Below are 13759 nucleotides of genomic sequence, written 5' to 3' on the forward strand. Positions count from 1 at the left end.
CAATGTTTCCGTCGATCCGGGACGCACCTTGAATGGTCCTGAGTGTTCCGGTATTGATATCCACTGCGCCCTTCTGCCAGCTGATGGCTCCTGCGGGCAGGGAGGCATCGGCTGTTTTCTCGTACCAGAGATTCACATCCAGTTTCCCGGCCAGGGAGGTGCTGGAAAAGGCCACGGGGTCCACCCCTGGCACGTTGATCAGGATGTTGCCGTCGGCCCTCAGATCCAGGCTGGCGTTCGCACCGGCCGTTTTCTCGACCGGGGCCAGCAGGGAAATGTTTCCGGCCTGGGTGCCCAGGGGATCGGTGGTATCAACGATCACCGTCTGCCCCCCGTTGAGGGCCGTATTGATGAGGGAGACATCAACGCGCGATGCCGAGCCCGGAGGGCCCCCTGGGGAGCCGCCGGGAGGTGCGCCACCGCCGCTGCCAGGGGCGACGATCTCGATGTCACGGGGATCGATCAGCCAGGTGCCGCCTCGCCCCCTGGGTGCCGACAGATCCGGCGAGGTGGACAGTGCCAGCCACCCCGCAGAGGTTTCCACAAATCCGCCATCGCCGCCCTGTGGGCCACCCCGGGCACTGATGGCACCAGCCACCTCGGCCCGTTCCCTGGCGAGGATCTGGATCCGGCCGCCAGGGCCGGTCCTGGTGGCGTCCGCCCGCACCGTGGACGCTGCGTCCACGGTGGTGCGCAACGCGGTCACGCCGCTGGGGCGATCGGCACCGACCTGTACGTCCCCACCCGCCGTGCGGCCCGTCGCCAGAAGGCTGGATCCCGCCAGGGACACCTGCTGTCCGGAGAGGCTGATGCGGCCGCCGGTGCCGGCAGGACTGGAGACATCGACCGTGCTGTTCTGCAGGGCCACCTGCTGGCCCTGCAGGGTCACCAGGCCCCCGGGGGCCTGAAGCCGGGCGCCCCCCAGGAGCACGTGGCCACCCTGGCCGTCCAGCAGCAGCCCGCCATCCACGGTGAGCAGGCCCCCCTCGATGGCCAGATCCCCCTGGGCGGAAAGGCCAAGCTGGCCGAGGGCGGACGGGTCGGTGCTGAGCCCGGCCAGGCCCAGGACGGGTGTCCCGGCCAGGGAGGCGGCGGCCGCGGCCGTGGTGCCGTGCACGTCAAAGCGACCCTCACCCACCCGCAGGCTGGTGGCGGTCGTCAGGTTGAGTTGCTGGACATTGGTGAAGGTGCCGGCTCCGCTGAGCCGGATTCCCCCCGGGGAGAGCCAGACGAGGTTGGCCGGACCGCTCAGGCTGATGGCCTTGTCGATGAAGCTGCCCAGGGGGTGGGTGACGCCCACCATCACGTTGCGGTGACCACCCACGTCAAGGCTGACGCCGGTGATGGCGCCCCGTGTGTCAAAAGCGGAAAAGCGATGAAAGAGGTTGGCGCCGGCGGAGGTGCCCCCCTGGATCGCACAGGTACCTGCGAAGCAACTGCCTCCGGGACGGCCATTGACCACGCTGCCCAGCCCCAGGCCGCCGCCGGTGGCGGTGATCTCGCCGGCGGCGACGGGAGAGACCGCCAGGCCCAGGAGAACGGCCATCCGCAGGGGAGTGGGCCAAAACGTGGGTTTCAAGACAGGCGCTGCGGCCGTGAGGACCTCCCGAGCCAACTTGCCGGGCTTTTGGTATCTATCGCTACTCAAGATCCCGTCCGCAATGAAGACAGGCGGGTAGGTTCTTCGGGCGTCGCTATGAGGGCTTCTCCGTTGGTCATCCTTCTCGCATCAGGGGCTACTCCACCTGGCTTCATCAACATCTAAGAACGCTACCAGCTTCTCTTCTGAGCGAGAACACGGCCCTCCCTGATGCTGCTCCTTCTCGCCCAGTTGACGGCGCCACCCCTGCAGGACGGTCCGGTCCGCCTGCCGGGCCCTCCCCGCCAACTGGAACGACCGGCCCCCACCGAAACGCCGCCGCCCGTCCCGGTCGACACCCGGCCCCTGGAAGCCCCAGCGCCCGAACCCGACGGCACCAGGCCGTTCCCCACCCCGGCCCAGCCACCGACCCTCCTGCCGTCCGGCTCGCTGCCGGAGATCCGCGGGCTGACGCTGTACGGCCCCGAGAAGGTGCGTGGTCTGCTGGCGGAATGCAGCAGGATCGCCGATCCCCAGGAGCGACTCAAGGCCTGCGCCGTCGCCCTCAGTACCCAGCTCGTCTTCGATGGCTATGTGAGCAGCCGCGTTTACGTGGAGAGCGACCCGGCGCCGGGGTACCTCGATGTGGCCGAGGGGCGTGTGGTCGGCATCCAGGTGTCCGGCAGCGATGCCAGGCTGAACCGGCGTGTCGAGAGGTTGCTGCGCCCCCTGCGGGGCCAGCTCCTGCGGCTGTCGACGGTGGAGCTGCAGTTGCAGCTGCTCAAGCGGCAGCCGGGCATCGAGAGCGTGCGGGGCACCCTGGCGCGGCTGGGCAGTGATCCCTCCGAAGGGGTGTTCCGGGTCGCCGTGGAGCCGGCCCGCGAACCCTGGCAGGGGGATCTGGCGCTGCGCAACGACGGCACCAGCGGCTCCGGCGAGTTCCGGGCCGTGGCGACGCTGCTCAAACCCAGCCTGCTGCGGCGAGGGGACACCCTGCTGATCTACGGCGAGCTTGATGCCACCGACACCCCCGAGCTCGGCGCAGCCATCGCCTCGGTGAGTTACACCTACCCCTTCAGCGACAGCTTCAGCCTGACCGCTGGTTTCGGGTTCAGCCGCCGCAACCTGGTGGAGCTGCCGTCGCCGGTGGATGGGTTCTCCACCAGCCAGTTCCAGGCCCTCGGCCAGTTCGAATGGGTGTTCCGCGAATCCCTCAGCCAGCGCTGGAGCCTCTTCGCCGGCTACAGCAACAGCCGCAGCAACACCTATGAGCAGGACACCGCCCTGCCGGCCGCCGTGCCCGAAAGTGTCCGCAGCCCAGCCGGCGGCTACCTGCGCTTCGGCGTCAACGCCAGCGGACTCAGCCGAAACGCCAGCTGGAATGGCAGTGCCTACCTGCTGCAGGGGGTCACGGCCGCGACGCCGGCGGTCCAGCGCCAGCAACTGGCGGAGGCGGGCATCGCCGTGGGTGGGGCCACCGCCATCGGTGGCTTCCTCTCCGGATCCTGGACCGTGGCACCCCGCTGGCAGATCAACCTGCGGACCGCCGCCCAGCTGGCCTTCGCGCCGCTCACCTCATCGATGCAGTTCACCCTCGGCTCCGATGTGGGGCTGCGCGGGCTGCCCGGCCAGCTGATCAGCGGTGACAGCGGCTGGCTGGCCAGCACCGAAGCGGTGTGGACCTTCTGGAACGGCAAGACCAGTGCCCTCCAGCTCGTGCCGTTCATCGGTGCCGGGGGCATCCGCACCAACTTCAACGGTGGATCCTTCGGCGACACGGTGGGGGCCGGTGGGTTGCTGGTGCGCTGGCTGGCCAGCAACAACTGGACGGTGGAACTGGGCTGGGCCCAGCCGTTCTCCACCGCCGACAACCTCGGGGTCTGGAATGACTGGTTGCTGGGGCAGGGCCTCTACACCAGGGTGACCTACCGCTTCTGAGCCCCGGTTTCCGAGGCTCAGCCCCCGCCCAGCTGCTCGGCCAGCAACCGGCGGGCCTCCACCAGCGCCCCATCGAGGGCGGCGCCGTCCCGTCCCCCCGCCTGGGCCAGCTGGGGGCGGCCGCCGCCACCGCCGCCACAGAGCCGGGCGATGACGCCGATGAAGGCCCCCGCCTTGGCGCCGGAGGCCACCACCGTCGCGCCGAAGGCCGCCACCAGCATCACCCTGCCCAGCTCCGCCGGGTCCGGCAGACCGCCGAGCACCACGGCCGCCCCGTCACCGAGCTGCTGCTGCAAGCGCTGGGCCGCCTCCTGGAGGCCCGCCCCATCGACCCCATCCAGGCGCTGCACCAGCAATCGATGGGGGCCGAACGCTTCGGCGCGCTCCGCCAGGGCGCTGGCCTTGGCCACCGCCAGGGCACCACGCGCCGCCACCAGCTCCTTGGCGGTGGCCCGCAGCTCATCGGCCTGGGCGGCGACCCGCTCGAGGATCTCGCCGGGCTGGGCCTTGAACCGCTCGGCCAGCTCCCGCACCACCCGGTCACGCTCCCTCAGATAAGGGAGCAGGGCAGGACCGGCCACCGCCTCGATGCGGCGGATCCCCGCCGCCACCCCCGTCTCGGCGATGATCCGGAACAGGCCGATCTCGGCGGTGTTGGCCACATGGGTGCCGCCGCAGAGCTCCATCGAGACACCGGGCACGTCCACCACCCGCACCACCTCGCCGTACTTCTCGCCGAACATCGCCACGGCACCGGCGGCCCGGGCCCGCTCCAGGGCCATCTCCGCCACCTCCAGGGGGTGGGCCTCGGCGATCCAGCCGTTGACCAGGTCCTCGACCTGCTCCAGTTCGGCCGGTGTGAGGGCCCGGGGGCAGTGGACATCGAAGCGCAGCCGGTCGAAGTCCACCAGGGAGCCCGCCTGGGTGATGCCGTCATCGACCACCTGCTTCAGGGCCGCCTGCAGCAGGTGGGTGGCGGTGTGGTGGGCCTGGGCGCGGCGGCGACAGCTGCGATCCACCCGGGCCTGCACCACATCACCCACCGCCAGGCGGCCCCGCTCGACGTGACCGCCGTGCACGAACACGCTGCGGTTTCGGCTCACCGACGCGATGGGCACGATCAGGCCGGCCTCGAGGCCGGCACCCGCGTCGCCGGCCAGCAGCACGCCCCGATCGCCCACCTGGCCACCGGATTCGCCATAGAACGGGGTGCTGTCGAGCACGATCTGCACCGCATCACCGGCGTTGGCGACGGTGGCCGGTTCGCCGTTCACCACCAGGGCCAGCACGCAGGCCGCCTGGTCGAGGGCCTCGTAGCCACGGAAGTCGGTGGGCTCGAGGGCAGCGGCCACCTGGTCGATCGCCCCCTGCAGGGTGAGGTCGATGCTCACGGCCGCCGCCTTGGCCCGCTGCCGCTGCCGCTCCATGGCTGCCTCGAAGCCGTCCAGATCCACCGTCAGGCCGTGTTCCTCGGCGATCTCCTCGGTGAGCTCCAAGGGGAAGCCATAGGTGTCGTAAAGCTCGAAAGCCACAGCACCGCTGATGCGATCCGGCCGGGCAGCGAGCACCTCGGCCAGCAGCTTCTCGCCCCGCTCCAGGGTTTCCAGGAAGCGGGCCTCCTCCCGGTCCAGTTCGGCCAGGATCACCTCCCGACGGACCAGCAACTGCGGGTGGGCCGCCGCCATCAGGGCGATCGCCGCCTCCCCCATCGCCACCAGGAAGGGGCGGTCGATGCCCAGCAAGCGGCCATGGCGCACCACCCGGCGCAGCAGGCGGCGCAGCACGTAGCCCCGTCCCAGGTTGGAGGCCGTGACCCCGTCGGCGATCAGCTGGGTGATGGCCCGGCTGTGGTCGCCGATCACCTTGAGGGAGGTCTGGCCACGGGCATCGAGGGCGGCGTAGTCCAGTCCCGCCAGCGCGGCGGCGGCTTCCACCAGGGGAACGATGAGGTCGGTCTCGTAGTTGTTCGGGACTTTCTGGAGGATCTGGGCCATGCGCTCCAGGCCCATGCCGGTGTCGATGCTGCGCCGGGCCAGGGGCGTGAGGGCCCCGGCCGCGTCGCGGTTGTACTGCATGAACACCAGGTTGTAGAACTCGATGAAGCGGCCGTCGTCCTCCAGGTCGATGGCGTCATCGCCCCGCTCGGGGTGGAAGTCGTAGTAGATCTCCGAGCAGGGTCCACAGGGGCCCGTGGGGCCTGAGGCCCAGAAGTTGTCGGCCTCGTCCATGCGGATGATCCGCTTCGGGTCCACCCCCACGCTGTCCCGCCAGATCGCCGCCGCCTCATCGTCCTCCCGGAACACGCTGACCACCAGATGGGACGGATCGAGGCCGAACACCTCGGTGGTGAGCTCCCAGGCCCAGGCGATCGCCTCCTCCTTGAAGTAATCGCCGAAGGAGAAGTTGCCCAGCATCTCGAAGAAGGTGTGGTGCCGAGCGGTGCGGCCCACGTTCTCGATGTCGTTGGTGCGAATGCACTTCTGACTGCTGGTGGCCCGGGGAGCCGGTGGCGACGCCTGGCCAAGGAACACCGGCTTGAACGGCAGCATGCCGGCGATGGTGAGCAGCACCGTGGGGTCGTCCGGCACCAGGGAGGCGCTGGCCATCCGCCGGTGGCCCCGCCGTTCGTAGAACGCGAGGAAGGCCTCCCGGATCTCGGCCCCGCTGCGAGGCCTGGGCAGGGTGGGGTCGGCAGCCATGACGGGAACGCAGGCAGAGGTCCTGGGACAGGCATGATCGCCCAGCGCGGGGGCCCGGGGTGGCTGGGCAGGCCTCAGTAGTGCTCCATCAGCGTCAGCTGGACGCTCGTCTGGCTGAGCTTGGCGCCGATGTCGCAGGTGAGGGCCTTGAGCAGGGCGATCACCACGTCGGGATGGCTGGCACTGAGAGCCTCGAAGTCGCTGCGGTGCAACACCCAGCACTCGCCGGGCTGGGTGGCGATGATGTCGGCCGTGCGTGGCGTCTGGGCCACGAAGCCGATCTCACCGAAACAGAGCCCGGGGCCGAAGGTGGCCAGCCGGGTGGAGTGGCAATGGCCATCACCGGTCTTGATGTCGAGGGCGATGTCGAAGGAGCCGGAACGCACGAGGAACAGTTCGTCGCCGGGGTCCCCGCGGCGGATCACGAAATCCCCCGCCACGAAGGCTCTTCTGACCATGCACTCCGCAAGCAGGCGCCGATGCTCCTCGCTCAGGGGCGCCAGAAAGCCCTGCTCCGGGAGGTCGGGGCCGCCGCCGCTGCCGCCAGCAACTGCCTGCGGCCGGTACCAGGACAGGAGCAGCTCCTCGGCGGCTTCGAGGGCAGAATCCAGATGTTCGTAGGCGTCGATCCGATCGGTGATGCTCCAGTCGGTCTTGGAGACCAGGGGCAGCCGGCCGGCACGGGACAGGAGGATCTCCACGCCATCGTCCTCGATCGAACAGAGCTGGCGATCCAGCAGGTCAGAGGATTCCATCGGGCACTCGGTCACGTGGGCCAGATCGAGGATGAGGATGCGCACGTCGTTGCTGAGCCGCACCAGTTCGGAGGCCAGCTGCTCGATCCCCCCGAAATCGAGCACCCCCTGCACGTGGATGATGCGCACCTCGTCCCGGTGGGGCGCCAGGACCTCCAGCTCCCTGTCGCTGCGCCAGCGGCGCGATTTTCGCTGCGACCCCTGATACGAGCGGCGGATGGTGGCATCCGCCTGGTAGTACTGATTGAACAGGCTCAGTCCCACCCCCACCGACAACTGGCGGCAGACCGCCACCCCCCGGACGCTGTTGCCGAAGTTGTCGAGGGGCGGGGAGTAGGTGGCAATGCCGAGTCGCCCGGGAATCACCGCCATGACCCCGCCGGCGACCCCGCTCTTGGCGGGGATGCCGACGTCATGCAGCCACTGGCCGGCGAAGTCGTACATGCCGCAGGTGCCCATCAGGGCCAGCACCCGGACAGTGATGTCATAAGAGAGGGGATGACCACCGGTAAAGGGATTGCGGCCCTGGCAGGCCAGGGTGGCGGCCATCACGGCCAGGTCGCGGCAGGTGACGGAGATGGCACATTGCTGAAAATACAGATCAAGGGCCGGCTCGGGATCGGATTCAATGATGTTGAAGTTGCGCAGCAGGTGGCCGATGGCGCGGTTGCGGTGGCCCGTCTCCTTCTCCGAGCGGTAGACGTCCTCATTGATCGTCAGGCGCCGACCGGCAAGCTCCTCGAAATACTCCAGCAGCAGCTCAACAGCTCCGCCGGGATCGGCATCACAGATCTGGGCGGAGGCGGCAATCGCCCCGGCATTGATCATCGGATTGCGTGGCTTTCCAGAGTCCGGATCCAGGCTGATGGCGTTGAAGGCTTCCCCTGAAGGCTCCACATCGATCTTGCTTGCCATGAAGTCGAACGACAGCGTCTTCAGCGCCAGGGCATAGATGAACGGCTTGGAGATCGACTGGATCGTGAATTCCTTTCTGGTATCGCCGATCTCATAGATCCGCCCCCCGGAGGTGGCGATGACGATGCCGAAATCGTCGGGGCAGGCCTTGGCCAGCTCGGGGATGTAGTCAGCCACCCGACCTTCCCTGACCCCGGAGAAGGAGGCGTGCAATTCGCCGAGCAGCTCCTGGATGACATTGGCATGGCGATCGGCATCCTGGTGCCGCAGCCGGTCGTCGTCCCGAAGATGGTCAGGCATTAGGTAGCAAGAGATACCAGAAACTGGGTGGCCGTTCTGGCCCCGTCACCCACCATGCCACTGAACGGTGTGGCTGGGGCCTGCAGCCCTCAGAACGCCTGAAACCCGGACTGCCGCAGTGCGTCGAGATCAACCGGATCGATCTGTTCGGTGGCCAGGAATCGCTGCGCGTAGGTGAGGTAAACCCCCGATCGCAGGAAGAGATCGAAAAGGTCCGCATCGATCCGGCCGCGATCCCGCAGGTTGGCCAGGATCGCCAGCGACTGGGACAGGGGCATCCCCTGCTTGTAGGGGCGATCAGCGGCGGTGAGCGCCTCAAAGATGTCGGCGATGGCCAGGATCCGGGCCGGAATCGACAGCTGCTCCGCCGTCAGCCCCCTTGGGTAGCCGCGGCCGTCGAGGGTCTCGTGGTGTCCACAGGCGATCTCGGCGACGCGCCCCATGGAAGGGGGGAAAGCCATGCTTTCCAGCATCACGACGGTGTGGATCATGTGCTCCCGGATCTTGTAAAGCTCCTCAGGGGTGAGGGTGCCCCGGGGCACCGAGAGGTTGTAGAGCTCGCCGCGGTTGTAAAGCAGCTCCGGCACCGTCAGGTTGAATCCCCACCGCGCCCCCGGCACCTCGGCCTGGGGCCGGGGGATTCGATGGTGGGGGGCATCACAGAGCAGGGTCTCGGGGGCCGGCAGGGGCTCCGGTGGCCCGCTGCGCCGGGCCTGCTCCTCCCAGCCCAGCCCCTGACGGTCGTCGAAATGGCGCCACCAGCGGCGCTCCGCCAGCCGCTGGAGCTGGGCGAGATCCCCAGGGTCGGTGCCTTCACCGCCCAGATTGCAGCGCGCCACACAGGCGAATTCCCGCTGCAGCTCCTGCTCCAGCTGCGCGTAGTCCCCCCGCAGGGTTTCCGGGTCACCGCCCGCCAGCAGGCCCTCCAGCATGGCGATGTGTCCATCCCGCAGCAGCACCTCAAAGCGGGTGCGGATCTCATGAATCCGGTTGGTCGGGGCGTCCAGCTTGGTGGCCTTCTCCACCACCGCTTCGGGGGTCGCGATCTTGCCGCAGTCGTGCAGCCAGGCCGCCGTGCGGAACTCCCGCCGCTCCGCCTCCCCCCGGAAGCGGAAGGCGGCCAGCGGCCCCGTCTCGGTGGCCTCCGCCGCCTGCGCCAGCAGCAGCGCCAGTTCCGGCACCCGGGAACAGTGGCGGCCGGTGTGGGAACTGCGGGCATCGATCGCCCCCGCCAGCAGGGCGATCATCGAGTCGATCTGCCGCTGCTGCCCCTCCAGGGCCTGGGCCCGCTCGACACAGACGGCCGCCAGGGCCGCCAGGGCCTCGATCAGCTGCTGGTCGCCAGCGTCGTAGGGACGCACCAGCGCCGCCGCCGTGGTGGGGGTGAGCAGGGAGGAGGACTCCCGCTTCCTGTTGATCAGCTGCATCACCCCCACCACGTCGCCGGCCATGGTGCGCAGTGGCACCACCAGCATCGACACCGCCCGGTAACCCGTGCGGCGGTCAAGGGCGGCATCGAAACGGTAGGGACGATCGGGGGGAATGGCGTAGACATCGGGCAGGTTCAGCACCTCGCCATGCAGGGCCGCCCAGCCCACCAGGCGCTCGGGGGTGATCGGGAAGCGCACATCCAGCAGGCCCGAATCGATGCCGGCCCCGCAGGCCGCCAGGGAGCTGTTCTGGAAGGCCGTGAACCAGAGGCGCTTCTCCCCCTTCTCCTCTTCCACCAGGTAGATGCTGCCGGCATCGCTGAGGGTCAGATCCCTGGCGCTGGAGAGGATCTGCCGGAGCAGGGCGGGCAGATTGACCGCACCACTGATGGCCGTCGCGATCTGGAGCATCTCCGGCAGCGCGCGCCGCGCCTGATGGGCGTCGGAGGCGTGCGGTGGCGAGTGGGCGGCGGTCAAGAGGGATGCCTGCCGGAGGGGGGGCCAGATGGCCGGTCAGGAGGCCGGGTCATGCCCGATGGCCGTGAACGGAACAACGCCCGATGACCGTGCCAGGGCTAGGGGAGAAATTTGCTGGAGAGCTGTGAAAAATGCTGTGCTGGTTGAACGGCTGGCGAGGCCAGTCTCACTGAATAATGTAAGCGTGCCGATGGCCAGGCATGATCGGGCCATCGCCAAGGCCTTGCCGTTGACCCAGGCGTCCGACGATTCCCGTGCCCGTCTGCGGCAGCAGTCCCTGTCGTGGGCGCTGCTGGGCGGACTGGCCGCCGCCCTGATCGGCCTGCCGGCTGGCCTGGACAGTGGGCTGCGATCGGCGGGCTGTGGCTTCTTCTACGGCCTGCTGGCCTTCCACCTTCAGCGGGTCGATCCTGACGACGAGCACCTGGCCGCTGGGCTGGTGGGGGCGGTGTGCGGGATCCGCAGCCTGGGGGGGGCGGTCGTGGTGACCCCCCTGGCCCTGCCCGTTCCGGAGATCCACTCCCTGCTCCACCAGCCCCTGGCGCAGAGCGCCATGGCGGCGATCATCGAACTGATGCGCGGCTGGTTGCCGCTCTGGCTTCCCCTGATCGGCAGCGCCCTGCTGCTGAGGGGCGCCCAACGCCTGCTGCCCGCCCTGCGGCCATGAGCCTCCTGCATGCCACCTGGCTGTTTCCGCCCGAAGGGGCCGGGGGCCGGCTGCTGCTCTGGGCCGACACCTGGAGGGTCGCGGCGCCGGTGGCGCCGCTGCGCACCGTTCCGGACCATCCCCTGTCCCTCAGCGTCGACGATCTGGGCGCCTGGCTGGATGACCATGGCCTCTGGTCGGAGGCCTTCCGCCCGGCGGAGGCGCTGCTCACCCTGCCCAGCCGCAGCCAGGGGGCCCGCGGCCGCCGCAAGGCCGCCAGTGAGGGGCTGGCGGCCTGGAGCGGCCTGCCGCTGCAGGCCGGCGAGCCGATCCCGAAGGAGGTGCAGTGGTGGCCCTGGCGGGTGGAGGGCCTGGCCCTCGATCCCGCCGGTGCCGGCGATTGGCTCGCCGGTCTGCCCCTCTCGGGCCACGATCCCGGGCTGGCGGACGATCTGCGCTGGTGGACCCACCTGGAGCGCTGGGCCCTGAGCCTGATCGCCCGGGGCCGCTGGTTGCCCCAGGTGGAGGAGGACCGGGCCCGCTGGCTGCCCCTTCTCAACCAGGAGGGGGACCGGCGCCGCCTCGAGGAACTGGCGATCCGGCTGCCCCAGGTGGCCACCTGCGCCATGGCCGCCGGGGCCTCCGGAGAGCCGGGCCTGGCCTGCCGCCGCCCCGGAAGCGGCCGGCTGCGCGTCGCCAGCCTGCTGGAGGCCCTCCTGGATGGCCAGCTGCGCAGCAGCTTCCGGCCCGGGGCCGAGGGTCTGGATCCCCTGCTGGGCGCCTGGCAGAAAGCCCTCGGCCCGGGCCCCGGCCGCCTCGAGCTGGACGAAGAGGAACGGGAACGGCTGGCCGTGGCCACCCACCACTGGCGTGAAGCGGTGGCGGGGCGCGTGGCGCCGGCCAGGACCTGCCTGGAACTGTTCACCCCCGAGGAGGGCGAGGAGCTCTGGGAGTTGCGCTTCTCCCTGCAGGCCGAGGCCGATCCCAGCCTGCGCATGCCGGCCCGCACGGTCTGGAATGCGGGCGACGGCAGGCTGCAGCTGGGCGAAGTGGAGGTGGCCGAACCGGGCCAGCTGCTGCTGGAGGGCATGGGCCGGGCCCTGCAGGTGTTCGAACCGATCGGGCGGGGCCTGGATGCGGCGGCTCCAGAAACCATGCAGCTGACGCCGGCTGAGGCGTTCGTGCTGGTGCGCAACGCCGCCTCACAGCTGCGTGATGTGGGCGTGGGCGTGGTGCTGCACGCCAGCCTCAGTGGAGGCCTGGCCAGCCGCCTTGGCCTCTCGATCGAAGCCGAGCTGCCCGAGCGCTCCCGCGGCTTCTCCCTGGGGGAAAGCCTCGAATGGAAGTGGGAGCTGATGATCGGCGGGGTCACGCTGACGCTGAAGGATCTCGAGCGCCTGTCCGCCAAGCGCAGTCCGCTGGTGCAGCACAAGGGGGCCTGGATCGAGCTGCGCCCCAGCGATCTCAAGAACGCCGAGCGCTTCTGCGCCGCCGATCCCAACCTCAGCCTCGACGATGCCCTGCGGCTGACCGCCAGCGACGGCGACACCCTGATGCGGCTGCCGGTGCATCGCTTCACCGCCGGACCCAGGCTGCGCGCCGTCCTGGAGCAGTACCACCAGCAGAAGGCCCCGGATCCCCTGCCGGCACCGGAGGGCTTCGCCGGCCAGCTGCGGCCCTACCAGGAGCGGGGCCTGGGCTGGCTGGCCTTTCTGCACCGCTTCGACCAGGGGGCCTGCCTGGCCGACGACATGGGCCTGGGCAAGACGGTGCAGCTGCTGGCCTTCCTGCAGCATCTCAAGGTGGAGCAGGAGCTGAAGCGGCCCGTCCTGCTCGTGGCCCCCACCTCGGTGCTGACCAACTGGAAGCGGGAGGCGGCGGGCTTCACACCGGATCTGGAGGTGCGCGAGCACTACGGCCCGCGCCGGCCGTCCACCCCGGAGAAGCTGGCCAAGGCCCTGGACGGGGTGGACCTGGTGCTCACCAGCTACGGACTGCTGCAGCGCGACAGCGAACTGCTGGAGAGCATCGACTGGCAGGGCATGGTGATCGACGAGGCCCAGGCGATCAAGAACCCGTCCGCCAAGCAGAGCCAGGCGGCCCGCGACCTGGCCCGCCCCGGCAAGCAGGGCCGCTTCCGCATCGCCCTCACCGGCACGCCCGTGGAGAACCGGGTGAGCGAGCTGTGGGCCCTGATGGACTTCCTCAACCCCCGGGTGCTGGGGGAGGAGGGTTTCTTCCGCCAGCGCTACCGCCTGCCGATCGAGCGCTACGGCGACATGAGCTCCCTGCGGGACCTCAAGGCCCGGGTCGGGCCGTTCATCCTGCGGCGGCTGAAGACCGACCGCTCGATCATCTCCGACCTGCCGGAGAAGGTGGAACTGCGCGAGTGGGTGGGCCTGTCGGCGGAGCAGACAAAGCTCTACCGCCAGACCGTCGACGACAGCCTCGACGCCATCGCCCGCGCCCCCTTGGGACAGCGCCATGGCCAGGTGCTGGCCCTGCTCACCCGGCTCAAGCAGATCTGCAACCACCCGGCCCTGGCCCTGAAGGAGGGCCGGGTGGAGAACGGCTTCGCCAGCCGCAGCGCCAAGCTGCTGCGCCTGGAGGAGATCCTCGAGGAGGTGATCGAGGCGGGCGATCGGGCCCTGCTGTTCACCCAGTTCGCCGAATGGGGCCACCTGCTCAAGGCCTACCTGGAACAGCGCTGGCGCCAGGATGTGCCCTTCCTGCATGGCGGCAGCAGCAAGGTCGACCGCCAGGCGATGGTGGACCGCTTCCAGGAGGATCCCCGCGGTCCCCAGCTGTTCCTGCTGTCGCTCAAGGCCGGCGGCGTCGGCCTCAACCTGACCCGGGCCAGCCACGTGTTCCACATCGACCGCTGGTGGAACCCCGCCGTGGAGAACCAGGCCACCGACCGGGCCTACCGGATCGGCCAGACCAACCGGGTGCTGGTGCACAAGGTCATCACCAGCGGTTCGGTGGAGGAGAAGATCGACCGCATGATCGAGGAGAAATCC

6 protein-coding genes and 1 pseudogene are annotated in these 13759 nt (G+C 69.5%); 3 read left to right on the forward strand and 4 right to left on the reverse strand.

Going from position 1 to position 13759, the window contains the following annotated elements; all coding sequences use genetic code 11:
- Positions 1 to 1546 (reverse strand): annotated as a pseudogene (locus KBZ04_RS06845) (hypothetical protein); the annotation flags it as partial.
- A gap of 264 nt (positions 1547 to 1810) precedes the next feature.
- Here KBZ04_RS06845 and KBZ04_RS06850 point away from each other — a divergent pair.
- Complete coding sequence (locus KBZ04_RS06850; protein WP_254991200.1) at positions 1811 to 3517, forward strand: ShlB/FhaC/HecB family hemolysin secretion/activation protein; 1707 nt, start codon at positions 1811 to 1813, stop codon at positions 3515 to 3517.
- 17 nt (positions 3518 to 3534) lie between these two features.
- Here KBZ04_RS06850 and alaS read toward each other — a convergent pair whose 3' ends face one another.
- The 3 genes from alaS to KBZ04_RS06865 form a co-directional block, all read right to left on the reverse strand.
- Positions 3535 to 6216, reverse strand: a complete 2682-nt coding sequence (gene alaS / locus KBZ04_RS06855; RefSeq protein ID WP_254991201.1) for an alanine--tRNA ligase — start codon at positions 6214 to 6216, stop codon at positions 3535 to 3537.
- 74 nt (positions 6217 to 6290) lie between these two features.
- Positions 6291 to 8186 carry a glutaminase A gene (gene glsA, locus KBZ04_RS06860; RefSeq protein WP_254991202.1) on the reverse strand — a complete coding sequence of 632 codons (1896 nt, stop codon included), beginning with the start codon at positions 8184 to 8186 and terminating at the stop codon, positions 6291 to 6293.
- Between the two features lie 89 nt (positions 8187 to 8275).
- Positions 8276 to 10027: an HD family phosphohydrolase gene (locus KBZ04_RS06865; RefSeq protein WP_254991203.1), complete on the reverse strand. Its 1752-nt coding sequence runs from the start codon at positions 10025 to 10027 to the stop codon at positions 8276 to 8278.
- 256 nt (positions 10028 to 10283) lie between these two features.
- Between KBZ04_RS06865 and KBZ04_RS06870 the strand changes: the two genes are divergently transcribed.
- Together KBZ04_RS06870 and KBZ04_RS06875 are read left to right on the forward strand one after the other, a co-directional pair.
- Entirely contained in the window at positions 10284 to 10760 is a 477-nt protein-coding gene (locus tag KBZ04_RS06870) for a hypothetical protein (RefSeq protein WP_254991204.1), read from the forward strand.
- Positions 10757 to 13759 (forward strand): DEAD/DEAH box helicase (locus tag KBZ04_RS06875; protein ID WP_254991205.1); only part of this gene is annotated, 3003 nt, incomplete at its 3' end. The genes KBZ04_RS06870 and KBZ04_RS06875, both read left to right, overlap by 4 nt.

The sequence above is a fragment of the Cyanobium sp. N5-Cardenillas genome (assembly GCF_024345515.1).
Lineage (GTDB): Bacteria > Cyanobacteriota > Cyanobacteriia > PCC-6307 > Cyanobiaceae > Cyanobium.

Excerpts from the sequence above, each read along its gene's own strand:
- alaS (WP_254991201.1), bottom strand. The coding sequence starts at position 6,216 with ATGGCTGCCGACCCCACCCTGCCCAGGCCTCGCAGCGGGGCCGAGATC.
- KBZ04_RS06865 (WP_254991203.1), bottom strand. The coding sequence starts at position 10,027 with ATGCTCCAGATCGCGACGGCCATCAGTGGTGCGGTCAATCTGCCCGCC.
- glsA (WP_254991202.1), bottom strand. The coding sequence starts at position 8,186 with ATGCCTGACCATCTTCGGGACGACGACCGGCTGCGGCACCAGGATGCC.
- KBZ04_RS06870 (WP_254991204.1), top strand. The coding sequence starts at position 10,284 with ATGGCCAGGCATGATCGGGCCATCGCCAAGGCCTTGCCGTTGACCCAG.
- KBZ04_RS06850 (WP_254991200.1), top strand. The coding sequence starts at position 1,811 with ATGCTGCTCCTTCTCGCCCAGTTGACGGCGCCACCCCTGCAGGACGGT.